At 41.0% G+C, this 23506-nt stretch carries 27 protein-coding genes; 16 read left to right on the top strand and 11 right to left on the bottom strand.

Annotated elements, in window-relative coordinates; genetic code table 11:
- Positions 1–4: 4 nt before the first annotated feature.
- From V7O61_RS01220 to afpA, 4 genes are read left to right on the top strand one after another with little or no spacing between them, the layout of a single operon-like run.
- Positions 5–196, top strand: coding sequence for a ferredoxin family protein (locus V7O61_RS01220; RefSeq protein WP_023844879.1), 192 nt, complete (start codon positions 5–7; stop codon positions 194–196).
- A gap of 19 nt (positions 197–215) precedes the next feature.
- Positions 216–845: a flavodoxin family protein gene (locus V7O61_RS01215; RefSeq protein WP_023844880.1), complete on the top strand. Its 630-nt coding sequence runs from the start codon at positions 216–218 to the stop codon at positions 843–845.
- Positions 846–847: 2 nt separating this feature from the next.
- Positions 848–1546: a ferredoxin--NADP reductase gene (locus V7O61_RS01210; RefSeq protein ID WP_023844881.1), complete on the top strand. Its 699-nt coding sequence runs from the start codon at positions 848–850 to the stop codon at positions 1544–1546.
- 22 nt (positions 1547–1568) lie between these two features.
- A complete protein-coding gene (gene afpA, locus V7O61_RS01205; protein WP_023844882.1) occupies positions 1569–2114 on the top strand; it encodes an archaeoflavoprotein AfpA in 546 nt (181 codons plus the stop codon).
- Here afpA and V7O61_RS01200 read toward each other — a convergent pair.
- On the bottom strand, positions 2111–2938 hold the full coding sequence (locus tag V7O61_RS01200; protein WP_407282997.1) for a hypothetical protein: 828 nt from the start codon (positions 2936–2938) through the stop codon (positions 2111–2113). The genes afpA and V7O61_RS01200 overlap by 4 nt on opposite strands.
- 25 nt (positions 2939–2963) lie before the next feature.
- Positions 2964–4067 carry an inositol-3-phosphate synthase gene (locus tag V7O61_RS01195; RefSeq protein WP_407282998.1) on the bottom strand — a complete coding sequence of 368 codons (1104 nt, stop codon included), beginning with the start codon at positions 4065–4067 and terminating at the stop codon, positions 2964–2966.
- A gap of 273 nt (positions 4068–4340) precedes the next feature.
- Between V7O61_RS01195 and V7O61_RS01190 the strand changes: the two genes are divergently transcribed.
- The 8 genes from V7O61_RS01190 to V7O61_RS01155 all read left to right on the top strand — a co-directional run bounded on the left by V7O61_RS01190 (position 4341) and on the right by V7O61_RS01155 (position 11711).
- On the top strand, positions 4341–4829 hold the full coding sequence (locus tag V7O61_RS01190; protein ID WP_023844885.1) for a ferritin family protein: 489 nt from the start codon (positions 4341–4343) through the stop codon (positions 4827–4829).
- Between the two features lie 17 nt (positions 4830–4846).
- Positions 4847–6058, top strand: a complete 1212-nt coding sequence (locus V7O61_RS01185; RefSeq protein ID WP_023844886.1) for an FprA family A-type flavoprotein — start codon at positions 4847–4849, stop codon at positions 6056–6058.
- A 44-nt stretch (positions 6059–6102) separates the two neighbouring features.
- Entirely contained in the window at positions 6103–6378 is a 276-nt protein-coding gene (locus V7O61_RS01180; RefSeq protein WP_048135859.1) for a ferredoxin-thioredoxin reductase catalytic domain-containing protein, read from the top strand.
- A 132-nt stretch (positions 6379–6510) separates the two neighbouring features.
- Positions 6511–7077, top strand: a complete 567-nt coding sequence (locus V7O61_RS01175) for a PAS domain-containing protein (protein ID WP_407282999.1) — start codon at positions 6511–6513, stop codon at positions 7075–7077.
- 112 nt (positions 7078–7189) lie between these two features.
- A complete protein-coding gene (locus V7O61_RS01170) occupies positions 7190–8023 on the top strand; it encodes a PfkB family carbohydrate kinase (RefSeq protein ID WP_407283000.1) in 834 nt (277 codons plus the stop codon).
- A gap of 63 nt (positions 8024–8086) precedes the next feature.
- Complete coding sequence (locus V7O61_RS01165) at positions 8087–10768, top strand: cation-translocating P-type ATPase (protein WP_407283001.1); 2682 nt, start codon at positions 8087–8089, stop codon at positions 10766–10768.
- A gap of 104 nt (positions 10769–10872) precedes the next feature.
- Positions 10873–11280: a bacteriohemerythrin gene (locus V7O61_RS01160; protein WP_023844890.1), complete on the top strand. Its 408-nt coding sequence runs from the start codon at positions 10873–10875 to the stop codon at positions 11278–11280.
- A 71-nt stretch (positions 11281–11351) separates the two neighbouring features.
- Positions 11352–11711, top strand: coding sequence for a helix-turn-helix transcriptional regulator (locus V7O61_RS01155; protein WP_023844891.1), 360 nt, complete (start codon positions 11352–11354; stop codon positions 11709–11711).
- Positions 11712–11735: 24 nt separating this feature from the next.
- Here the strand turns inward: V7O61_RS01155 and nikR are convergent, their stop codons facing one another.
- On the bottom strand, positions 11736–12158 hold the full coding sequence (nikR, locus tag V7O61_RS01150) for a nickel-responsive transcriptional regulator NikR (protein WP_023844892.1): 423 nt from the start codon (positions 12156–12158) through the stop codon (positions 11736–11738).
- A gap of 190 nt (positions 12159–12348) precedes the next feature.
- On the opposite strand from nikR, the gene purC reads away from it, so the two are divergent.
- Positions 12349–13062: a phosphoribosylaminoimidazolesuccinocarboxamide synthase gene (purC, locus tag V7O61_RS01145; RefSeq protein WP_023844893.1), complete on the top strand. Its 714-nt coding sequence runs from the start codon at positions 12349–12351 to the stop codon at positions 13060–13062.
- 25 nt (positions 13063–13087) lie between these two features.
- The gene (locus V7O61_RS01140) at positions 13088–14536 is read left to right on the top strand and encodes a phytoene desaturase family protein (RefSeq protein WP_407283382.1); all 1449 of its coding nucleotides are present in this window, start codon (positions 13088–13090) and stop codon (positions 14534–14536) included.
- Between the two features lie 24 nt (positions 14537–14560).
- Here V7O61_RS01140 and V7O61_RS01135 read toward each other — a convergent pair whose 3' ends face one another.
- The 7 genes from V7O61_RS01135 to yciH all read right to left on the bottom strand — a co-directional run bounded on the left by V7O61_RS01135 (position 14561) and on the right by yciH (position 19997).
- Positions 14561–15253: a TIGR00153 family protein gene (locus tag V7O61_RS01135; RefSeq protein ID WP_023844895.1), complete on the bottom strand. Its 693-nt coding sequence runs from the start codon at positions 15251–15253 to the stop codon at positions 14561–14563.
- A complete protein-coding gene (locus V7O61_RS01130; RefSeq protein ID WP_023844896.1) occupies positions 15250–16287 on the bottom strand; it encodes an inorganic phosphate transporter in 1038 nt (345 codons plus the stop codon). Before V7O61_RS01130 ends, V7O61_RS01135 begins: the two co-directional genes overlap by 4 nt.
- A gap of 104 nt (positions 16288–16391) precedes the next feature.
- Complete coding sequence (locus V7O61_RS01125; RefSeq protein ID WP_407283002.1) at positions 16392–17615, bottom strand: Nre family DNA repair protein; 1224 nt, start codon at positions 17613–17615, stop codon at positions 16392–16394.
- Entirely contained in the window at positions 17605–17973 is a 369-nt protein-coding gene (locus V7O61_RS01120; RefSeq protein ID WP_023844898.1) for a transcriptional regulator, read from the bottom strand. The genes V7O61_RS01125 and V7O61_RS01120 overlap by 11 nt, the downstream gene beginning before the upstream one ends.
- Positions 17974–18004: 31 nt before the next feature.
- The gene (locus V7O61_RS01115; protein WP_407283003.1) at positions 18005–18355 is read right to left on the bottom strand and encodes an iron-sulfur cluster assembly scaffold protein; all 351 of its coding nucleotides are present in this window, start codon (positions 18353–18355) and stop codon (positions 18005–18007) included.
- Between the two features lie 45 nt (positions 18356–18400).
- The gene (gene nifS, locus V7O61_RS01110) at positions 18401–19567 is read right to left on the bottom strand and encodes a cysteine desulfurase NifS (RefSeq protein WP_407283004.1); all 1167 of its coding nucleotides are present in this window, start codon (positions 19565–19567) and stop codon (positions 18401–18403) included.
- Positions 19568–19688: 121 nt separating this feature from the next.
- On the bottom strand, positions 19689–19997 hold the full coding sequence (gene yciH, locus V7O61_RS01105; protein WP_023844901.1) for a stress response translation initiation inhibitor YciH: 309 nt from the start codon (positions 19995–19997) through the stop codon (positions 19689–19691).
- 84 nt (positions 19998–20081) lie between these two features.
- Between yciH and V7O61_RS01100 the strand changes: the two genes are divergently transcribed.
- The gene (locus V7O61_RS01100; protein WP_288070155.1) at positions 20082–20441 is read left to right on the top strand and encodes a DUF192 domain-containing protein; all 360 of its coding nucleotides are present in this window, start codon (positions 20082–20084) and stop codon (positions 20439–20441) included.
- A 141-nt stretch (positions 20442–20582) separates the two neighbouring features.
- Positions 20583–22730: a phosphoribosylformylglycinamidine synthase subunit PurL gene (purL, locus tag V7O61_RS01095; protein WP_407283005.1), complete on the top strand. Its 2148-nt coding sequence runs from the start codon at positions 20583–20585 to the stop codon at positions 22728–22730.
- Positions 22731–22776: 46 nt separating this feature from the next.
- Here the strand turns inward: purL and V7O61_RS01090 are convergent, their stop codons facing one another.
- On the bottom strand, positions 22777–23427 hold the full coding sequence (locus tag V7O61_RS01090; protein ID WP_407283006.1) for a flavodoxin family protein: 651 nt from the start codon (positions 23425–23427) through the stop codon (positions 22777–22779).
- Positions 23428–23506: the final 79 nt, after the last annotated feature.

The following is a 23506-nucleotide window of genomic DNA, read 5'->3' as shown; positions in this document are numbered from 1 at the left end:
AAAAATGCCACCAGAAGTAGATTTAGATAAATGTGAAGGAATAGGAGCCTGTGCACAGGCATGCCCAACAGATGTTATTGAAGTACAGGATGATGCGGATGGAAATCCAAAATCTGTCATCGCACGTCCTGACGACTGTGTGGAATGTGGAAACTGTGTTGATGCCTGCCCACAGGAAGCAATAACACTGGAATAAACAAATACGGAGTGCCACCATGTCAGAAGACAGAAGCATTCGCCTGCTGGGTATCTCAGGAAGCCCCAGGAAGAAGTCCACAGATTATATTGTAAATGAAGCTCTCAGATTTGCACAGGAAAAGTATGATGTTGAGATTGAATATTTCTCTGCCAGAGGCAAAGAGATGAAATTCTGCATCCACTGTGACTATTGTGTACGCAAGAAAGAAGGCTGTATTCACAAAGATGATCTTGTGGAACTCTACGATAAAATGCTCTGGGCAGACGCATGGATTATCGGCACTCCGGTATACCAGGGTACTTTAAGTGCCCAGACTAAAACTATTATGGACAGATGCCGCGCTGTTGTTGCACGCAATCCAAAGTCATTTATGAACAAAGTTGGCGCTGCTGCAGCCGTTGGCGGAGACCGGATGGGCGGACAGGAGCCAGCCATACAAAATATTCTCAATTTCTATGTCATCAGTGAAATGATACCCGTTGCAGGCGGATCATTCGGATCAAACCTTGGTGGAACTTTCTGGTCACAGGACAGAGGTGCTGAAGGTGCTGCAGAAGATTCAGAAGGCATCAGAAGCCTTCACAGGACAATGAACAAACTCATAAAAACGGCCATAGCAACAAAAGACCTGCGCAAGGAGGAGTAAATCTGGAATTTGAAGAACCTGTTACAGAGATTATAAAGCGGACTTACAACGTAAAAAGTTTCAGGTTCAAGAGACCGGATGACTTTGATTACAAAGCAGGACAATATGTGATTATCAAGCTGTTCAACGGAGAGAAAAAAATAGGTAAACCATTTACACTTTCCAGCAGTCCAACTGAAAAAGATCATATCGAATTTACAAAAAAGCTCACCGGGCATGAATTCTCAAACATGCTTGATGCTATGGTTCCGGGAGACGAAGCAATTATTAAAGGTCCATTTGGTAAACTGACATTTGAGGGTGAACATGATAAGATTGCACTTCTTAGTGGCGGAATTGGAATCACACCAATGATCAGTATCTGCAAATACTGCACTGATATGAAACTTGATACGGATATCATGCTGATATGCAGTGACAAAACCGAAGAGGACATGATATTCACAGAAGAACTTGGGGAAATGCAAAAGCAAAACCCAAACCTCAAGGTTTTCAATACCCTCACACGAGCCTCAGAAAACTGGACAGGATGCAGGGAGCGCATTTGTGAGAATCTTATACTAAGGGAATTACCGGATTATTCTGAAAGAACATTCTACGTATGCGGACCGCCTCCCATGGTTGACGCAATGGTGGAACTACTTCAGGCTATGAAAATACCCGACAGTGAGATCAACAAGGAATCACTGATAGGATACTAAAAAAGAACAGAAGGCACATATAATGAAAAGGATAGCATGGGGAATCACAGGTTCAGGCGACCTTATCAAAGAAACGTATGAAACAATGGTGGATATCAAAAACAAGACCGATCTTGAGATAATGGTTTTTCTTTCAAAGGAAGGAGAGACCGTTATGAAATGGTACCACATGTGGAATGATATACAGAGGGATTTCCCTAATTTCAAGACAGAAGGCGGACCAAATTCGCCATTTCTCGCAGGACCGCTTCAGGTTGGATACTATGACGCACTTATCATTGCTCCGATGACTTCCAACAGCGTTGCAAAGATCGTATGCGGAATAGGGGACACTCTTGTCACAAATGTCGTATCACAGACAGCAAAGGGCAGTACACCAATTTACATACTCCCGGTTGACAGGGAAATGGGAACTGTTACGACATATTCCCCGGAAGGACGTGAGATGGTACTCAAAATGCGTGAAGTAGACGTATCCAATACAAAGAAACTCGCCCAAATGGAAAACATAACTGTAATTAACAGCCCGGATGACATCTACGACATTGTTGGCGTGAGCAAGGATTAATAGAAAGTATAACCTTCGCGAAGATATATATCGGGAAGTTTCCCGATAATATCATTCATTTTTAAGATGGAACGATAAGTGGCATAGGCAGCCACGAAACTGTCAAGGGCATCTCCATCTTTGTTTTTGATTATTTTTTCTTTAACATCATCTGAGATGATTATACCGTTTTCAATTAACTTGCTTAGAATGTATTCCCTTTTATTCTCTTCCTTTTCTGTCCTTCCTTTATATCCAATATAGAGGTCTTCACTTTTCAGAGTTGAAGCCGGACATATCTCCATAAGCCAGGGTTTTCCGGATTCAGGTGTTTGCATGGGAATAGCACATGCTCTTTCTTCTGTAACAAGAGGACGCAGAACATCACGAATTCCAAAATAAGTCTGCTTGTATACCCAGAGATTGTAAATGCTGAATGGTGCTTTCACCTCAACATCAGTAAGGCGTTTCAGTTCAGTCTTACCACCCATATACTGCATTTTTTTACGGAAGGCATCCGCAGACTCATATTCGTCGGGAAAATCAGATACAAAAGAAGACCAGTCTTTCCCGGACATTAGTTTATCGGGAAGACTAAAAGGGAAGTCCATCCCAAAAACAGCATTGTTATCTGACAATATCTGATCACGTAAAGCTGAAAGACATGCATCAAGTTGCTTACTTTTATCAGAAACAATTTCAAAAATAGGATAGCAGCTCTGAATATGGAGTTTATCGCCACTGGAGATGCCTTCACTTATCCATATCTTGCGACCTGCATCCTTTGCACCACTGAAATCAACACCGAATATACGGCGCTTTTTTCCAGTGGCGGCAAAGTCCATGAATATTACCTTAGGTCAGTTTAACTCAATTGTCGCGCTCACCTTTGATGAAAGCATCCGTCATCGCATGTGCCTCATCATCAGTGAACTGCTTTGGCGGATGCTTCATGAAGTATGAAGATGGTGAGTAAAGAATTCCGCCAATGCCCCTGTCAAGCGCAAGTTTACAGCACCGGACCGCATCAATGACAACTCCGGCAGAGTTAGGGGAATCTTCAACTGAAAGGCGAAGCTCGATATTCATCGGAACATCGCCAAAGAGCTTACCTTCCATCCTCAGGAAGCATAACTTGTTATCGTTCTGCCATGGAACATAGTCGCTTGGACCTACATGGATATTGTCATCATCCATCCTCTGGCCGACAACTGACTGAACGGCTTCGGTCTTAGACTCTTTCTTGGAAGCAAGTCTGTTCCTGTTGAGCATATTAAGGAAATCGGTGTTACCACCAGTGTTGAGCTGGTAAGTTCTTTCCAGTTTTACACCACGTTTGTGGAAAAGGTCTGCAAGCATCCTGTGGGTGATTGTTGCACCAAGTTGTGCCTTTATGTCGTCACCAATCATAGGAATGCCCTTTTCCTCAAACTTTGCAGCCCACTCCGGATTGCTTACTATGAAAACAGGCATGTTGTTGATAAATGCAACTCCTGCCTCAAGAGCGCATTCTGCATAAAAGCGAGTTGCATTCTCAGAACCAACAGGCATGTAGTTCAGCAGTATCTCTGCTCCGCAATCCTGTAGCTCTTTTACTACCTGCTCTTTTGATAATTCCTGTTCATCAGAAGGAATGAAGCGCCTGTTATCGCTATAGTCAACCATGTGTTCTGAAACACCATCAAGAATTGAACCCATTTTTACAATGGCGCCTGTAGGTGGAATTTCCGGACAGAAAACCGCTGTACAGTTAGGTGGTGCAAAAATTGCTTCTGAGACATCTTTACCAACTTTTCTCTTGTCTATATCAAAAGCAGCTACCACTTCAATATCTGATGGCTTATATCCTCCGATATCCCAGTGCATTAAACCTATTGCATCGTCCTCATTCTTGTTTTTGTAGTATTCAATACCCTGAATAAGGGAACTTGCACAATTGCCAATACCCGCAATTGCGATTTTTATTTTGTCCATTCATCTACCTCTATGAAAGTGATTTTGTTCAAAATGAATAACAGATGAAATATAACCAAATTAATGTATTGATACAAATAAAAAGTTTTCTAAACATGGGATGGTCGCCCATATCACATAAAACATAGCTAAATTCACCATTACAATGAATAAAGCTCGAAAGATATATTAAGCCAGAATCAGATAATAATTGATACAGTGGGTTTTATTTTTGTTCAGACAGAGAACGGCAAACTTGTATTTTGCGAATAAGTTCCTAAAGGAGATTCTAAAATGAAAGATATACTACAGGAAATTGCAGAGGAGCTTGACCACCTTAAGTCACTTGACGAGGCAATTGCTCTTGCAATAGAACTTGAGGAAGAGGGAATGGCATATTACAGTGAAAAGGCATCGGTAATGAAGAACGCAACTGCCAGCAAATTGTATGTGTTCCTTGCAGACGAAGAAAAAAAGCATGCAGGATATCTCCAGAAGTACAGGGAAAGCAAGAATATCCCTGAAGTAGAGTTCACATATCCTAAGTTTGAAGCATCCTTCAGCGAAGAATTCTCAGATGAAAAGCTTGAAGAAATAGGAATATTGCTTGCTGCCCTAAGATTTGAGCATAAGAGTGAATATTTCTATATGGAGCTTGCCAAAAGGGCAGAAAGCGAAGAACAAAAGGTATTCTTTGAACAGGTTGCCGCAGCTGAAAGAGGTCACTACATGATAATTGATGAGCTGCTTGATGATGCAACCCAGTTCAGGATGCAGACTTAAAGTAAAGAGGCATAATTATGGACGATTACAAGCCACTTGAAATTGCAAAAGGAATCTACTGGGTAGGTGTGGTTGACTGGAATCTGCGTGACTTCCACGGATATGAAACACCGAAGGGAGGAAGTTATAATTCATACCTCGTAATCGATGAGAAAATTGCACTCATTGACACGGTAAAAGCTCCTTTTGCCGGAGAGATGATCAAGCGCATCAGTCAGATAATCGATCCTTCTAAGATAGATTACATTATATCAAACCACGTTGAGATGGATCACTCCAGTTCCATTTCCAGGGTTTTGGAACTTGCACCGAATGCAAAGGTATTTGCATCGTCAAAAGGCCAGACCGGTCTTTCAGAGTATTACAAAGAAGAAGGCTTTGATAACTGGGATCTGAATGTTGTTAAAACAGGTGATGAGTTAAGCCTTGGTGAAAGGACATTGATGTTCATTGAAGCAACAATGCTTCACTGGCCTGACAGCATGCAGACCTATGTGAAAGAAGACAAACTCCTATTCTCAAACGATGCATTCGGTCAGCACATCGCTACATCCAAACGCTTTGATGATGAAGTTGATGACGTAATGGAAGATGCCGGCATCTACTACGCTAATATCCTTTTGCCTTTTGGAGGACAGGTTCTCAAATATATTGAGAAGCTCAAAGGACTGGAAGTACACCCAGAAATGATAGCTCCTGCACATGGAATAATCTGGAGAGATAATGTTTCAAAGGTGATGACACAATACCTGAAATGGGCACATGGTGAAACTGTTCCAAAAGTCCTTGTTATTTATGACACCATGTGGGGCAGCACTGAAAAGATGGCAATGGAAATTGTAGAAGGCGCAAGATCTGCAGGTGTTGAAGTGCGCCTGAGGCATCTGAGGAAGAATGACTGGAGCATGACCATGAAGGAACTCATGGATGCGCCGGTGGTTGCTATAGGTTCACCTACTATGAATAATGGAATGTTTTTCACCAATGCCGGATTTTTGACATACCTTACAGGACTGCATCCTAAAGGAAAGAAGTACTTCCTGTTCGGCTCATACGGGTGGGGAGGCGGTGCAGTCAAAGGAATGGAAAAGATGATGGAAAGTGCAAAGTTTGAGCTTGCCATGGAAAGTATGCAAATTAAGTTCAGACCTTACGAAGAAGATAAGAAAGCTTGCAGAGAAATCGGATATAAGCTTGCCGAAATTGCAAAAGACAATGCAAACTCTTAAATTAATGGAGATGAATGTTTATTCCAACATATGAGAGTGTTACTATGAAATTCGAAAATGATCTAGAAGCAGAATTTTATGAAAGGTCCAAGAAAAACGCAGAAACAACAGGATACAAGCTCAACACCGACTGGGATGTAATCACAACTGCTGTAAAAGGCATTTCCAACAACAAGAAAGAGTTTGGTGAATGGTACTGCTTCTGCCAGAAGAGAACCGGAGATAAGGAGCAGGATAAGAAGATCATCTGCCCATGCGCTGCAAGAACAAGGGATGTTGAAACCCGTGGTTCATGTAAGTGCGGACTTTACATTAAATAAATTTCAAATATTTATTTAACATAACTGGAGCAACTTTGCTCCAGGAAATTATTTTATTGTTTTATTTTGTTTCTTTTCAGTCATTGTTGCTTAGTGGGAACTATATTGACTTGACAATAAATACTTAAATTATTGAACAAGATACTTATTCAGCAATTCATTACGGGATTGGAAACTATAATAGGAGGGGTTGTTATCAGTAATGATACAAATTTTGGAAAAGCTGCTTACAGCAGTTATGACAGAAAAGAAGACAAACTGGGTGAGATGAAAAAAAAGGAGAACACTGATCTGGAGTGTGCCCTGAAGCAAAAAGACATTCTTGAGATAATGGAGCTTCGTGTTAAAGCCCTTGAAATGCTTCTTGATAATTCAGGAATAATAGCATTCATACGCAAGGAAAATGGGAAAGTGGAATTTATATCTTCATCAATTGAGGAATTCGGGTACAAAACAGAAGATTTTACATCGGGAAAAGTGAACTTCAAGGAACTTATTCATCCTGATGACCTTGACAGAGTAGTTCTGGAACTTAAAGAAAATGCACTTGAAGGTGCTGCCGGACTATCACAGAAATACAGAGCAAAGACTAAAAAGGAACATGTCAAAACCGTTGAGGATAAATCCACATTCGTACGTGATGAAAGTGGAAGTATAGCCTACATAATAGGAATAATAACTGACATTACCGGGAATTGACATTCCGGAATCTGGCGGTGACACCATATCCCATGTTTACACCATCAGTGAAACTTTTTATGACATCCTCTTTAAGGAAGGAAACATAATAGCTTCCTGTCCCGGCGGAGCCATGCTAAATAGCTCCATCACCCTGGGTAGACTGAAGATTCCTGTATCATTCATAAGCGAGTTTGGACAGGACAAAGTAGGCAGTTTAATTAAAAAATTTCTCAGTGAAAATGGAGTTGCAACCAAGCATCTTTTTCTTTATAATGGCAAGTCGCCTCTTTCTCTTGCATTTCTAAATGACCGCAACGATGCAAAATATGAATTCTATGAAGATTTTCCAAAAAAACGACTTGATATTGAAATGCCACAATTTGAACCGGATGACATACTCATATTTGGTTCAATTATGGCTTTAAAATCTGAAATCAGAAAAGAACTTAAAAATATTATCATTACTGCAAAAAGTAATGGCACAACCTTGTTTTATGATCCTAATTTCAGGGATTCGCTCTCTTCTTCACTTGCTGATATCAGGCCACTAATCTCTGAGAACATAAAATTTGCAGATATAGTAAGAGCTTCCAATGAGGATATGAAAAAAATAGGAGATTGCAATAATCCTGACGAAGCTTATGATTTTGTTTGTGAAAGAGAATGTGACATTCTTATTTACACCAAAAATTCCCATGGTGTTTACCTGAAAACTCCTTCTTATTCTAAACACTACACTGCCCCTGAAATTGAAACTGTAAGCACTGTTGGGGCAGGAGATACTTTCAACGCAGGTATCGCATATATGCTGCACAAAAGGAAAGTTACAGACCTCTATGCTATTTCTGAAACTGAGTGGGATGAGATTATAGAAACTGCAATTGAATTTGCATCTCACGTTTGCATGAGTGCTGACAACTATATAACACCTGAATTTGCAGACAGGCTAAAAAAGATATACTAACAGAGCTGAATATATTTACTGATTATAATTTGTTATTTATGTGACTTAAGGGGAGAAAAACAAGTGGGACAGGAAAATGGAAATCCTGATGAATTATTCACTGAAATGAAAAGTTCTGGAAATGGACTTTCTGAGCAGGAGGCACAGGAAAGACTGGTAAGTTCCGGAAAGAACGAACTTACTGAAAAGAAGAAAACAACGGCACTTAAAGTCTTTGCAGGACAGTTCGTTAACCTGATAGTCTGGGTGCTTGCTGCTGCGGCCATAATTTCCCTCGCAATTGGTGAAACCATTGACTTCGCAGTTATTATGTTCACTATTGCCGTTGTCATCATACTGGGATTTGTTCAGGAGTACAGGGCTGAAAAAGCTATGGAAGCCCTGAAAAGCATAGTGCAGCCTGAAACCACAGTGCTTAGAGATAAACGCCTTAGAAAAATACTCACAGTCAATGTTGTTCCCGGAGACATTCTTGTCCTTGAAACGGGAGATAAAGTTCCTGCAGATGCTTTTATCTTTGAAGCGGTTGCCCTGAAAATAGATGAATCTTCCCTGACAGGAGAAAGCGTTCCTGTTGGTAAAAATGAAAACGAGGACATTTTTGCCGGAACTCAAATAGTACATGGAAAATGTAAGGCTCTTGTAACTTCAACCGGTATGAACACCAAGATAGGGCAAATTGCAAAATTAATCCAGACCGGGGACGAAGTAACACCGCTTCAGGCTAAGATTACAAAACTCTCCCTGACACTTGCATTCCTCGCTGTTCTTGCTTCTGCAATTACATTTGCAATTGGAATTTACATTGGAGCACCGTTTGCCGATATGCTCCTTATATCACTTGCATTGGCTGTGGCTGCTGTGCCGGAAGGACTGCCGCTCACGCTAACAATAACCCTTGCATACGGAATGAAAAAAATGGCTGGACACAATGCCATAATCCGAAAAATGCTTGCTGTGGAGACACTTGGTTCAACCACAATAATATGTACTGACAAAACCGGCACACTCACCCGTAATGAGATGACAGTGGAAAAACTGTTTGTCAGCGAGACTGAGGTTGATATCACCGGTTCAGGGTACATTCCTAAAGGAGATTTCCTGAAACGTGGGAACAGGGTTGATGTAACTAACGACAGAACTACACTTGAGCTTCTCAGGGGAATTACCCTTTGTAACAACTCTGCCATTGAAAAGAAAGGGGATAAATGGGAAGTTGTCGGCGACCCCACTGAAATTGCCCTTACTGTTGCCGCTGCAAAAGCTGATCTGTGGAAAGATGAACTGGATAAAGATTATGAGATGAAAGAGGAGATAGTGTTCACCTCTGAAAGAAAGATAATGACAACTATCCACAAGACGGAAAGTGGGTTTATATCTTTTACAAAAGGTGCTCCTGAATTTGTTCTCCCTCAATGTAGTGCTATTGAGAAGAACGGAGAAAGCATTCCACTTACCGAAAAGGACAGGGAACTCATTCTGGAAAAGAATCTGGAATTTGCAAGTTCGGCATATAGAGTACTGGCTGTTGCCTGCAAGGAAGAGACTGCCGGTGATGACACCGATGAGTTTGAAAAGGACATGATATTCCTCGGTCTTGTGGCAATGATAGACCCTCCCAGAACTGAGGCAAAAGAAGCCGTTGCAATGTGTCGGAAAGCCGGTATTAAGGTAATAATGATAACCGGAGACAATCAGGAGACTGCAAAGGCTATTGGAAGGAACATTGGCCTCTTTGATGGTAAAGATGGTTGCGGGGTTTATGAAGATGATAAACTTCGTCGTATAGCAGAGGACTGTGCGGTTACAGGTGATGAACTTGAAGAACTCAACGATGAAGAATTTGACATTATTGTTGAGAACATAAACGTTTACGCCAGGACAATGCCGGAACAGAAACTCAGGATCGTAAATGCCCTTCAGAAAAAGGGACATATAGTTGCCATGACAGGAGATGGTGTGAACGATGCACCGGCCCTTAAAAAAGCAGATATTGGTATTGCAATGGGAATTAAAGGAACTGATGTTGCGAAAGAATCCAGTGTCATGATACTTCAGGATGATAATTTTGCATCCATTGTGGAAGCTGTCCGCGGCGGCAGGACCATTTACAATAACATTGAGAAATTCATAACCTATCTAATCTCAAGGAATTTCATGCTCATAATACTGATTATGGCAGGAATAACTTTCCTTGGATTTGATCTTATACCGCTGCTTGCATTGCAGATACTTTTCATCAACATGTTCAATGAGATAATGCCTGCCGTATCCCTGGGACTTGATCCGGCAACCCCCGGAATAATGACGATGCCTCCAAGAGATCCTAATGATAATTTCCTTAAGAAACGTAATCTGTTCCTTGTGGTTACACTTGCATTTGTAATGGGAATTGCATCTTATCTTGTGTTTAAAATGAGTGATCCGGTAGCTGATACGACCATGGCAAGGACACTGACATTTGCTACAGTTGTGAGTATGATACTGTTCATACCACTGGCATTCAGGTCACTTGATAAATCAGTATTCAGCATAGGAGTCTTCAGTAACCGCTTAATGATAGCCGGGGTTACGGCTACATTCTTTGCAACAATGTCGGTCATGTATATCCCAAAGCTGAATGTTGCATTCGGGTTGATTCCTCTAGCACCAACTGAATGGATAATGCCAGTGGCTGTGGCATTTGTGACATTCCTCTTTGCAGAGGGACTGAAACTGGTGACTGCAGCAGTAGGTGAAAAGTAGGTAATCGTTTGAATTTAGATGAATGTTCCGGAATTCATCTTTTGCCCATTTAAATATAATAATGTATTTATATTTTAGTTACCATTACTAAGTGGTGATAGTTTATGGCACTTATTACATGGTCAGACAAATACAGTATTCAGATCAAGGAAATTGATGACCAGCATAAAGTTCTCGTGGGTATGATAAACGATCTTCATGACGCAATGAAGAATGCAAAGAGCCGGGAAGTTTCTCTGGAAATAATAAATAAGATGGCGGAGTATACAAAATTCCATTTCTCAACCGAAGAAAAATATATGAAACGCTTTGGCTATCTGGATTATGAAGAGCACAAAATGGAACATGAAAAGTTTGTGGACAAAGTGCTTGCTTTCAAGAATGATTATGAGAACGAAAAAGCAGGAATCAGTTATGAGATCCTGAACTTCCTCAAAGACTGGCTTGTTGGCCATATACAGGGAACTGACAAGAAATATGCAGCTCTTTTCATAGAAAAAGGTGTTAAATAACCCTTTTTTCAGCTTTTTTTGCTTATCCGTAGTCAAAACATATTAATTACTTTAACGTAATTAATCAAGATATGACTGATCAGGACATAAACATAATTCAGGAACCATACATTCTCCCGGATGCAACTTCAATGGAAGTCCATTCAGTTATGAAAGAGAATGTAGACAACCTAGTGTCTGTTTTCAAAGTACTGTCAGATCCTGTCAGAATTCGAATTCTTAAAGCGCTTCAGATAACCGAACTTTGTGTATGTGTGCTTGTTGAAGCTACAGATTATAAACATTCGGCATTGTCATACCACCTGAAACTCCTGAAGGAAGCAGATCTTGTGGATTCAAGAAGAGACAAGAATTTCCAGATATACTATCTCACAGAAACCGGAGATAAATTATTGAGGAGCATTGACTCCTCATTCAAAAAAGGAATATAAATCTTAAATTCCGTACTTTAATTATTATATTTTCTCAGCAGGAAGTGCTGTATTAAGTTTGACATAATTGACACCTTTTAGTGCCATTGTCCTTTCTGCAACTGCTTTTACTTCCTCGCCTTCACCGTCAAGTATTATGACCTCAAGACAGTTATCGTGGTCAAGATGAATGTGGACGGAAGACTTTATAATATGAGAGTAATCATGCTGTATCTCGGTGAGAGCGCTTGAAAGGCCACGTTTGGTATGGTCGTAGATCAATGTTATCGTACCGACACGTCTTCCTTTAACGTCACTCATCCATTCATAATGGGTAATGTAATTCCTGATAGAATCTCTGATACCTTCTGAACGGGATGAATAACCTCTCTGTTCAATGATAGAATCAAATTTAGTAAGAAGATTTTCGGGAAGCGATACCCCAATACGCATAAGTTCCTGTTCCATATAGTTCACCTATAAAATAATCAAATATAATAAACAATGTAGTTATCAATACAGTGCTATAATAACATTTAGTATGCATTTCTAGTACATAAATGATACATTAATTAAGACATAAATAATTATAGGACATGTATATAATAAATATTCAATAACAATAATCATTAACAACACTATGTAAAGGATGATGCAGATGAAAAAAGAAGAATTATACTCTGGAAAAGCAAAGACCATCTACAAGACCGAAGACCCTGAAAAGCTGATTTCAGTCTTCAGGGACAGCCTTACAGCATTTGACGGAAAAAAGAAGAGTGAAGCTGCAAAGAAAGGATATTACAACGCCCAGATATCCAGGAAAATCTTTGAGATGCTTGAGGAAGAAGGAATTCCAACACACTACATTGGAATGGAATCCGGCAATGAAATGCTGGTCCGTGCTGTAGAAATAATACTAATTGAAGTCATTCCAAGAAACATTGCAGCAGGTTCCATTACCCGCAAATACCCAATCGAAGAAGGAACTGTTTTTAAGAAACCTGTACTTGTCATGGATTACAAGAGTGACGAACATGGCGACCCTATGTTAAACGAGGATATTGCTGTTGCACTGGGGATTGCTACCTACGAAGAGATAGCACAGATAAGAGAAATGGCTCTTAAGATCAATGAAATTCTGAAGACATACCTTGATGAGAAAGGCTTCCTGCTCCCTGACTTCAAACTTGAGTTCGGCAGAGTGGATGGCAAGATTGTTGTTGCAGATGAGATATCATGTGATACATGTCGCCTCTGGGACAAGAGCACAGGCCAGTCAATGGACAAGGATATTTTCCGCTTTGACAAGGGAGACCTTTCAAAAGCATACGAAGAAGTAGCAAAGCGTATAGTACCAGAGATATTCGAATAAAACCATATCGTAATGAGGGGAAATGATGGAAAATTACGATGTGATAGTTGTAGGTGCCGGTATAAGCGGACTGTTATCCGCACTTACCCTATCCAAACATGGCAATAAAGTACTGGTTCTTGAAAAAAGCAAATTTGTTGGCGGCAACTGTAACAGCTACATGGTTGATGGTTTCCAGGTAGACACAGGTGCTCACGCCATTACACATCTTGAAGTAGGTCCTCTTAGAAGGCTTATGGACAATTATTTTGATTACCAGCCTGTCTTTGAGGAATATGGCAATTACTTTGTGAGAACAAAAGATAATTTCATGAAAGTGCCTTCCAACGTGAAGGAGTTTGTCACATTCGATGTTCTTCCGCGTAAAGACAGAATTGTTCTGACACAGGCCATTACCAAAGCACTCACTCTTTCTACATTTGGAACTGACCTGTCCAAAGAATCCGTATATGAGTTTATGCCAACTAACCTGACAGCGGATACATATGATTTCATTGATACTATCTGCCATTTCCTTTCAGGAAAGGATATGAAGCAGACATCTGCCCAGAGAATTCTCACAGGCAGTAGTTTTGTAAGGGACAGTGTCCCGGAAGAGCAGCTTGAAAGCATAATGAAGCATAATGAAAAGATAAGTCCTGAACCGGTGCCAAAGACATTCCTTCCGCCAAATGTACATACTTCACTGCAGGCAAAACTGAACAAGGTATCAAATCCTTTTACATCACTTGGAAGACTGGCAAATAACAAAGTGAACTATTCACAGGGTTATCCAAGAAAGGGATTAAAATCCATACTTAACGCAGTTTTATTTTCCCTGCCAAATACCGTGGAGATTAAGACTGGTTGTGAAGTTAAGAAGATAATCACTGAAAGAGGGAAAGTTGTTGGTGTTGAAGCTGATGAAGTGTACAGGGCTGACAAAGTTATCTACACAGGATTTGTCACAGACCTGCCAGAAATGATCGAAAGTCTTCCAAATGTTTACATTCAGGATCTAAAGAGAGTTGCACACACAAAGAGCCTGACCGTGTGGACCGGACTGGATTCCATGATGGATGATTTCAACTACATCGGTTCTGAAATATGGTTTAAGGATTCGCCATACTGGGCAATGCCAATAAGCAACTACGATACATCCCTGGCACCTAAAGGAAAACAGCTTGTGGGATTCTCATTCATTCTCAACGCTGATGATAATGAAGAAGCACAGGTCAAAAAGGCGTATGATACTATATACAAGGCAATTCCGGAAATCGAAGATCATATTGAAATGACACATAATCAGACAACAATTCCTGAAAAAGCTGCGGTCACAATTAATGGTTATTTTGCAGATGTAAGAACACCTATCAAGGGATTATATGCAGCAGGAACTGATACTGATAAAAGAAGTATGGGTGTAACCCGTGCAGCTTATTCTGTTGTGGAATTGCTGAAAAAGATGAATGAAGATAACTGTCTTCACAAATAAGGAGAATAATGTATGAGAAGGTAATTACCTTCTCAGAACCATTGTTCTTAATCTGTCAGCTGCATGTTCTGCCTTGTCTGCAATGTCGCCTATGCCCCTTACAAGACGAGCCAGGTGATAGACCCCAAGCGCACCGATAACATCCTCGTTGCGGAATATCTGCTTGATAAGTTCCTTTTCTATGATGTCAACCTGATGCTCCATTTCCTCCACTTGTGTCACAAGTAGAAGAGTGTCTTCAACATCCCTTTTACTGAAAGATGTCTCCAGAAGTTCACCCAATGTTGCTACAAGATTTTCATAAAGCTCCACAGTTTCAAGAGTCTTTTTCATGAGATCGCAGAAACCTGCACGTATATCATCCGGAGCCTCAAATTTTCTTACTGTAAGCCAGAATGCAACTTCCTGGGAATCATCTGATATTGAATCCTGTGGTTTCAGGAAATTAAGCAGGTCATTTGCATGTACAGGGAGCATAATAGAAGAAGATAATTCAGAACGGATAGTCTGTTTAATGACATCTGCCTCATGCTCTATTACATCAATTTCTTTGTTCAGGGCTTCGACTTTTTCCATGTCACCATTACAGTAAGCCTGCAAAGATTCGTTGAGCTTTCTTACACAATCCCCGCCTTTGTTGGCATGCATTACAAGAGGCTTAAACGGTGAACTTGCAAATACATTCAATACGGAACGAATATACTCTTTCTTGATCATATTCCAACTCCCAACAGTCCCGCAAATATCAGTGCGCACGTAAGAGCTGCTACAGGTACGGTAACTATCCAGGAAACAACTATCTTTCCGATTACACTTAAATCAACCGCCGCAAGACCGCCTGCAAGACCTACACCAATTACTGAACCTACAAGGGTATGTGTGGTTGATATTGGTAAAGAACTGTAACTATGAAGAACAACTACTGAAGCTGTTGCGAATTCTGCAGAAAAACCACGGGTTGGTGTAAGTTCTGTTATACGTGTACCGATTGTCTCAATTACACGGTATCCCCATGTAGCCAGTCCGACAACCATTCCAATACCTCCAATTACCATCACCCAGAGAGGAACAGTCATTCCTGCCATTTCAAGAGAATTAAGTCCTGCATATATTGGGCCTACTGCATTTGCAACATCATTGGAACCATGTGCAAAGGCAATGTAACATGCAGTCATTGTCTGGAGAATGACAAATTTCTTTTCAATATTGTATGGATCATCGGTTTTCTGAAGAATGAAATATCTGATAAGAGTGAATATGATGTAAGCAATTACAGCACCAAGAAGAGGGGATACAAGCCAGCTTCCAACTATTTTTGTAAGAACTGCCCAGTTGATTTCACTGTAGCCTATCATTCCATAGTAGCCTGCCATCAGACCAAAACCAAGAACTGCTCCTACTATTGAGTGAGTTGTGGAGACGGGCAGATTATAGAATGTGGCAAGAGTAATCCAGAAACCTGCAGCAAGAATGGCTGCAAGCATACCTATAGCCACAATATGAGGGTCTATTGCACTAATGGAATCAATTGGAACGATTCCCTTGGCAATGGTTGAAGTTACCCGCTTTCCAAAAAGTACAGCGCCTCCGAACTCAAAAAGACCTGCGATGATAATTACCTGTTTTATAGACAACGCACCGCTGCCTACTGACGTTCCCATGGCATTTGCAAGGTCATTGGCACCAATATTCCATGCCATGTACAGACCTGCTGCAACCAGTAACAGTACGAGAGGATCAAAAAGACTCATCGACAATATTCTCCACTATATAGATTTTATAGGCCTAACTAAGAACATGGACATAAATGTGCCTACTATATACTATATACTGCTATATTGAATATATAGCAATTTTAAAAAAAGGAATCCAGAGTTCGCTGGAAACGGACATCCGGCAACATCGCTGCCTGAGCCATCCACTTTGATTTATCCGTTTTCAAACGAGTAGAAATATTTGCTATTGCCTGTTCTGCCGAAGCAAACTTTTCAGGCGCTTTGCTGAAAGCTTCTCGCACACCTTCCCTTACAACCCATACTCCAAGCGGGGCCCAATATTCCGGTCGGATCTCCCTTACCATAAAAACTGTGGCCTGTCTGCGAACTGATTTTAAATATTCAAGGGCACCAAGTCGGGCTGCATAATATCCACCTGCAAGGTTGGAGTATTTTTTCTTTCCTCCAAAAACTTCGTGATCTGCTTCTATCCATGTGCTGCCACCTGACCATACAGTCCGTGGCATCCAGACTTCAATCAGTTCAAAAGAGAACATGCGGGGAATAAGGATTATCTCGAAATGGTTTCCGAAAACTCCGCCACTGAAAACAGTTACTTCGCTCAACTGCTGGTAATCCCTTATCTCAGCCAGAAGGTCTTTTCCAACCATATCATCAACCGCAGTTATCGACCAGCGTGTAGGAACAAGTTTTCTTTCCTGACCTAAAAGACCGATTGACAGCAGCCTGGAAATATGTTCGGCAGGGACACTGCCATCCCATAGTTCGGATATGGCATCCTTTGCCAGCGCATCATCATCATAGACAAGAGAATCCACTTTTTTGGGCACCTTCGGATTCTCAGTAATATCAAACTTCTTAAGGTCACCTGATGGACCCATGGGAGTCAGCACATTGTCAAATTTCAGCTTTGCACTTATCGGTTTATTGAACCATGCTTCAGTATCCACCGGATTTTTTGAGAGCGCAAGTTCCTGGGATTTTTCGATAAGAGGATTATCTGGAAGACGGGCCCTTTTAACATTGATTCCGGTGTTTGCTCTTACAAGCTGGGAGCGGGAAGCTATGACATCCTGTATGTTCATTTTCAGCAATGCTTTAGGATCTTCAAGCTGCATTGCATCGTCTCCGCAAAGTTGCGGAGGTATCATTGGTCCTGCCATCACATTGGGGTAGTTGTACCTGCCAACAAAAACAGATGGTGGAGATGCTCCGAATATGGATATTTCTCCTGATGATTTTGGAACAACTGATTCAATTGATTTAAATTTTTCAAGAATAGGACAATATGGTCTTCCACAGAGACCTTTGCCCTTACATTTTATGCAAAGATTAGGAGTCAATGACTTCAGCGTCTCCGCAAAGGATACAATATCCGGCGTCTGGCTCGTTTTTGTTCAGCCAGCCTGAGCGCTGAACGAACTTACAGACATTGCACATACCTGCAACCTGTTCTCTGCTATTCATTCCTTCAATTAGTCTTGATGCAAATCTCTGTATCTCTTCCTGGGCTTCCCCGGAAAAATCTACCTCAGCACCTCTTTTATCGTTCAAATACTGAGACACTGCAGCCCTCGATAATTCAAGAATCTCTGCAACTTCCTGCTGGTTCTTCCCATGCTCCCATATCATACATCTCGCAAGTTCTGCACGGATGGCAGGCAATACACGTTGAACCATGATCTCACATGTTGTTTTCACAGAAAGTCACCTTTTTTGTTAGTTAGTATGGTCATTTACTTTTATGAATATAATCATCAATTGCCATTTTCAAAGCGTCAAGAGCAAAACCTGAGCACCTATCCTTGCCTTCTGGAAGACCATCGAGATAGTTAATCACATCTTCGTTAGTCAGCGACATGGCTTCATCCACTGTTTTCCCCTTTGCCAGTTTGGCAACCGCACTTGATGTGGATATAGCTACAACACAACCGAAGGTTTTGAACTTAACGTCTTCCAGTATATTGTCTTTAACCTTTATGGATATATTTATTATATCCCCATCTATTGTGCTTCCAATCTCACCCACACCATCGGCATCTTCAACAACCCCTACATTTGCAGGGTTAGTGAACTCTTCCATTACTTTTTTAGAATACAGAAATCACTCCTCCTTAATAATCAATAGTTACCTGTCAGCAAGCGGAGACATTGCCCTTAATTTAGCAATTGTTTCCTGCAAAGCCCCGACAACATAATCAATGTCATCCATGGTATTCTCCCTTCCAAGACTTATCCTCAGGGAACCATGTATAAAATCATCCTCAATTTCAAGTGCACTAAGCACATGTGAAGCCTTAAGCGATTTTGAAGAACATGCCGAACCCGTGGATACTGCAACTCCCTGCATATCCAGGAGCATAAGCATGGATTCGCCTTCAGCATATTTAAAACTCATATTCACGTTATTTGGAAGGCGCCTGGAAGGATGACCGTTCAGGCGAACATCAGATATCGAATCGAATACTCTGGAAATAAGTGAATCACGCATCTGTGTCATGTGTATAGAATCTGCATCCTGGCGTTGAGCTACAAGTTCCATTGCTTTTGCAAATCCCACAATACCGGAAACATTTTCTGTTCCGGAACGCATTCCCATTTCATGGTTTCCACCAAAAACAATCGGGCTGATATTAGTCCCCTTGCGGACATAAAGAACTCCGACTCCTTTTGGACCGTGTATCTTATGGGATGAAATTGAGAGCATATCCACACCCAGATCGTCTACATTAACTGGAATTTTTCCAACGCTCTGTACAGCATCAGTGTGGAAGTAAATATTGTACTTCTTTGCAATTTCGGATATTTTTTCAATGGGCTGGATGGTGCCAACTTCGTTATTGGCATGCATTACCGATATAAGAACAGTGTTTTCCCTGACTGATTTTTCAAGTATTTTTACATCAACTACACCATCAGCATCTACAGGAACATATGTGACTTCATGCCCCAGACTTTCAAGAAAAGCACATGTATTGAGTACTGCCGGATGCTCGATAACAGAAGTTATAACGTGCTTTTTTCCGGCATTAAATGGGACAACACCCCTTATTGCAAGGTTATCAGACTCGGTTCCTCCTGATGTGAATATTATTTCCTCAGGAAGAGCTCCTATGGCATCTGCAACCTGTTTACGTGCTCTTAAAAGAGCTTCTGCAGCCTCGGTTCCAAATGAATGAAGACTGGAAGCGTTACCAAATAAATCAGTAAAAAAAGGCAACATTGCATCCACAACCAGAGGATCAACCGGAGTGGTTGCACTGTGATCCATATAGATTCTTTTCATTGTACCCATAATAAGAAGAGAAGGCCTTCAATAAATAAATATCCTTCAGCATGTATGCTAAAGAATATAGCCAGCCTAGTGCTGAAAAAATGTGTGTGTCTGCACACACATGCAAGAATAATTATTAGTCTTAGTCTTTAATCTGATCCGGAGAAAATCCTTTTGCAATAAGAACATCTTTCATGCGGGTCAGGTGATTTCCCTGAAGCTCAACAGAATTTCCTTTTACAGTTCCACCGCATGCAAATTTAGATTTCAGGTAAGTAGATAGTTCGTGAAGATCAATTTCATGGGCATCAAAACCCTCTACAACTGTTACTTCTTTACCATATCTTCTTCTGTTTACTTTGACGATTATTCTTTGCTGCTCTTTTGCCACTTCTTCGCAAATGCAAAGTTCTTTTGGCAATCCGCAGACTGAACACATTTCTGAACTCATCTTGTGGTATTTCCTCCGACATTATTATCTATTTTAAACACTCCATATGCATTTAATTAAATAGATGAATAGAGTAAAACTTCGATGATATTAAAATCTAATGGTAAAGAAGTAGCAACGGACGTTGATTTTGCCTGCAACATCCTAAAGCATATCAAGGGACTTATGTTCAGTAAGAGGATACCTGACAACTATGCTTTAGTCTTTGTAATGAAGAAAACCCAGCGAGTTTCGTTGCACATGTTATTTGTTAATTATCCAATTGATGCTATTTTCCTTGACGATAAGAAACGGGTCATTAAGACATCCAGTATGAAAGCATGGATTGGTACTTGCTCCTGTGAAGGAAAGGTAAAATACATCATAGAAACATCCCACGGAAAATCTGAAAAACTAAAGATTAAACCGGGAGATAAATTTGAATTTGAGAATCAGTGTCAGTAGACCAATAATAACTGTATGGAACATATAAATACTGACAGATGTTAAAACCTGTTTAAAGAAATGTTTATTACATTCCGGGTTCTTTAAAGCCCTGATAGAATCATCATATTATAATTAATACTCAATTACCGAGGAACATAGATGTTACCTGAAGATGACTTAAAGATCATAACAGAGAAAATGGGAAGAGAACCTAATCTTGTAGAACAGGGATGCTTCCTTAATCTGTGGAGCGAACACTGCTCATATCGCTCAAGCGCACCCCTGCTTAAAACATTTACAACCACCGGAGATAAGGTCATAATCGGCCCTGGTGACGATGCAGCAATTATCAGTTTTGGAAACGGATGGGTTCTTGCAATAGGAATGGAGAGCCACAACCACCCATCATATGTTGACCCCTACAACGGTGCAGCAACCGGAGTCGGCGGAATTGTGCGTGATATTATTTCCATGGGAGCAAGACCAATAGCACTTATGGACCCTCTTTATTTCGGTCCCCTTAACAACCCGAAAAACCTCTACCTTTTTGAGCACATTATTGAAGGAATTGCAGGATACGGAAACTGTATCGGTGTGCCTGTAGTACGCGGAGAAGCATTCTTTGACGAATCATACAGTGGAAATCCTCTTGTAAACGTGGTAGCTGTAGGACTTGCACGCGAAGAGAATGTTGTGACTGCATGCTCACAGAAAGCAGGTAACAAGCTTGTTCTGATGGGTTCCACCACAGGAAGAGACGGACTTGGAGGAGCATCTTTCGCATCAAGAGACCTTTCTGAAGATTCAGAAGCAGAAGACAGGCCAAGTATCCAGATTGGAGATCCGTTTACAGAGAAACTTGTTATCGAGGCAACACTTGAAGCCATTGGAAAAGGATACGTCAAATCGTGCAGGGATCTCGGAGCAGCAGGACTTGCCGGTGCAAGTTCAGAAATGGCAGCAAAGGGTAACCTTGGAATGAAGATCATTGCAGACAATGTTATTCTTCGTGAAAGTGGTATGACTCCTTACGAAATACTTATCGCAGAATCCCAGGAACGTATGCTCCTTGAAGTTGAACCTGAAAACGTTGATGCAGTCCTTGACATTGCAAAGAAATACGACCTCAACGGAAGCATGATCGGAGAACTTACCGAGGAACTTAATTATACTGTGCAGTTCCAGGGAGAAATTGCAGCGGACATTCCGGTCAAACTCCTGACAGAAGGCGCACCAACATTTGAGCGCCCATCAACTGCTCCGGAGGAGCGTGACATTGGAGATAAGCCGGAACTTCCAGCAGACCTCAAACAGGCAATTATCGATGTGTTGTCATCACACAATGTAGCATCAAAGAGATGGATATACAGGCAGTACGACCATGAAGTACAGGTAAGGACTGTTACAAAACCTGGTGATGATGCAGGAATACTTAGAATCGATGGAAATGAGGGAATCGCACTTTCATGTGGCTGTAACCCAAGACACACACTCCTTGACCCATATTCAGGTGGAAAAGGAACCGTTGTTGAAAATGCAATGAACCTTGCAGTAAAAGGTGCACGTGGAATAGCAATTGTAGATTGTCTTAACTTCGGAAACCCTGAGAGACCTGACATTTACTGGCAGTTCAAACATGCAATCCTTGGACTTGGAGATGCTGCAAGAGATTTATCAATACCTGTTGTGGGTGGAAATGTATCCCTGTATAATGAAAGTGGTGAATTTAAGACGGCAATCGTCCCGACACCGTCAATCGGACTTGCAGGTTATATCAAAGATGTGACAAAAGCTCCAGCTGGTGTGTTCTCAAATGAAGGTGACACAATAATTCTGGTTGGAAGTACAGCCGATGAACTTGGAGGTTCAGAGTACTATAACATCATTGGAAAGAAGAATGATGGTAAAGCACCACAGATTCCAGAAAATGTAACTGCTGTTGTTGATGCACTTATCAGTCTTGCAGAGAGTGGGAAGATTACTGCCTCACACGATGTATCACTTGGTGGAATTGCCGTGGCACTTGCAGAAATGTGTGAAAAGACTGGTGCTGAAGTTGACCTTAGCAATGTAGCAGAAGGTCTTAGAACTGATGACATCCTGTTCTCTGAATCATATGCCAGAGCGCTGATCACAACATCTGAACCGGATGCTGTAATGGAAATGATTGGAGAAGTACCTTGTACAGTCATTGGTACTGTTGGTGGAAACAAACTGAGCATCCAGATTGGAGGTTCTAAGACAGAATTATCTCTGGAAGAGATAAAAGAGGCAAGAGAAAGTCTCATGAATTTGATGATGGAATAAACCATCATCAACAATTACTTTTTTATAATCTTGAATAAGGAAAACTTTAGTCACTTTCCTTCAGGGCATCCTCATAAAGCTTGTTTATATTCGTAGGAATAGGATGGTCCTTCAGTAATTTTGCAAAGAATGCAAGATTATTCACCATATACCGGACAGTCTTGTTTGTATAGAGATGCCTTTCCCCGCCGGCAGCAATATAACTTGGACCCGGACCTGCATCGCCTACCCAGTAGCTATCAACGTTTGGAGGAACAGTACAACCCAGATGAGTCAGGTTAAACAACGTAGTTGCTGCAACATCGTGTGCCCCGTCTTCATTGCCGGTTATCACCACACCTGCTACTTTTCCGTATAGAGGAAACTGCCCTGTTTCGGGATCACTGTCTGCATAAGTCCCATCAAGTCTTTCCACAACCAGCTGTGCAACAGAAGATCTCACACCCATCCAAATGGGAGAGCCGATTACAAGTATATCGCTGGATTTTATTTTGTCCAGCATAAGTGGCCACTCATCACCTTCACCTTCATCAGACGATACACCAAACTTTACGTCATAATCTACAACCCTGACAACTTCACTTTCAACACCAAGTTCCTCGAAAAGCTTTACTGCTTTGTCAATAAGAGCCCTTGTGTTTGAGATTTCAGGAGAACGTTTCAAAGTACAATTCAGAAATAATGCTTTTAACCCCATACAGAAAATTGTGAGTATGGTAGATAAATAGCTTTCTTAAAAAAACATGAAAAATTAATTCAAAATAGAAGACCGGAAT

This window comes from Methanolobus sp. WCC1, assembly GCF_045690315.1.
In the GTDB taxonomy this organism is placed as follows: Archaea; Halobacteriota; Methanosarcinia; order Methanosarcinales; family Methanosarcinaceae; genus Methanolobus; species Methanolobus tindarius.
This window is presented reverse-complemented; position numbering and strand designations above follow the sequence as displayed.

What these genes read in the sequence shown, in the direction of transcription:
- V7O61_RS01130 (WP_023844896.1), bottom strand. Translation starts at nt 16,287, where the DNA reads ATGAGTCTTTTTGATCCTCTCGTACTGTTACTGGTTGCAGCAGGTCTG.
- V7O61_RS01190 (WP_023844885.1), top strand. Translation starts at nt 4,341, where the DNA reads ATGAAAGATATACTACAGGAAATTGCAGAGGAGCTTGACCACCTTAAG.
- afpA (WP_023844882.1), top strand. Translation starts at nt 1,569, where the DNA reads ATGAAAAGGATAGCATGGGGAATCACAGGTTCAGGCGACCTTATCAAA.
- V7O61_RS01180 (WP_048135859.1), top strand. Translation starts at nt 6,103, where the DNA reads ATGAAATTCGAAAATGATCTAGAAGCAGAATTTTATGAAAGGTCCAAG.
- V7O61_RS01195 (WP_407282998.1), bottom strand. Translation starts at nt 4,067, where the DNA reads ATGGACAAAATAAAAATCGCAATTGCGGGTATTGGCAATTGTGCAAGT.
- purC (WP_023844893.1), top strand. Translation starts at nt 12,349, where the DNA reads ATGAAAAAAGAAGAATTATACTCTGGAAAAGCAAAGACCATCTACAAG.
- V7O61_RS01185 (WP_023844886.1), top strand. Translation starts at nt 4,847, where the DNA reads ATGGACGATTACAAGCCACTTGAAATTGCAAAAGGAATCTACTGGGTA.
- nifS (WP_407283004.1), bottom strand. Translation starts at nt 19,567, where the DNA reads ATGGGTACAATGAAAAGAATCTATATGGATCACAGTGCAACCACTCCG.
- V7O61_RS01215 (WP_023844880.1), top strand. Translation starts at nt 216, where the DNA reads ATGTCAGAAGACAGAAGCATTCGCCTGCTGGGTATCTCAGGAAGCCCC.
- V7O61_RS01140 (WP_407283382.1), top strand. Translation starts at nt 13,088, where the DNA reads ATGGAAAATTACGATGTGATAGTTGTAGGTGCCGGTATAAGCGGACTG.
- yciH (WP_023844901.1), bottom strand. Translation starts at nt 19,997, where the DNA reads ATGAGTTCAGAAATGTGTTCAGTCTGCGGATTGCCAAAAGAACTTTGC.
- V7O61_RS01155 (WP_023844891.1), top strand. Translation starts at nt 11,352, where the DNA reads ATGACTGATCAGGACATAAACATAATTCAGGAACCATACATTCTCCCG.
- V7O61_RS01160 (WP_023844890.1), top strand. Translation starts at nt 10,873, where the DNA reads ATGGCACTTATTACATGGTCAGACAAATACAGTATTCAGATCAAGGAA.
- V7O61_RS01090 (WP_407283006.1), bottom strand. Translation starts at nt 23,427, where the DNA reads ATGGGGTTAAAAGCATTATTTCTGAATTGTACTTTGAAACGTTCTCCT.
- V7O61_RS01170 (WP_407283000.1), top strand. Translation starts at nt 7,190, where the DNA reads ATGCTAAATAGCTCCATCACCCTGGGTAGACTGAAGATTCCTGTATCA.
- V7O61_RS01115 (WP_407283003.1), bottom strand. Translation starts at nt 18,355, where the DNA reads ATGGAAGAGTTCACTAACCCTGCAAATGTAGGGGTTGTTGAAGATGCC.
- V7O61_RS01220 (WP_023844879.1), top strand. Translation starts at nt 5, where the DNA reads ATGCCACCAGAAGTAGATTTAGATAAATGTGAAGGAATAGGAGCCTGT.
- V7O61_RS01135 (WP_023844895.1), bottom strand. Translation starts at nt 15,253, where the DNA reads ATGATCAAGAAAGAGTATATTCGTTCCGTATTGAATGTATTTGCAAGT.
- purL (WP_407283005.1), top strand. Translation starts at nt 20,583, where the DNA reads ATGTTACCTGAAGATGACTTAAAGATCATAACAGAGAAAATGGGAAGA.
- V7O61_RS01100 (WP_288070155.1), top strand. Translation starts at nt 20,082, where the DNA reads ATGATATTAAAATCTAATGGTAAAGAAGTAGCAACGGACGTTGATTTT.
- V7O61_RS01200 (WP_407282997.1), bottom strand. Translation starts at nt 2,938, where the DNA reads ATGGACTTTGCCGCCACTGGAAAAAAGCGCCGTATATTCGGTGTTGAT.
- nikR (WP_023844892.1), bottom strand. Translation starts at nt 12,158, where the DNA reads ATGGAACAGGAACTTATGCGTATTGGGGTATCGCTTCCCGAAAATCTT.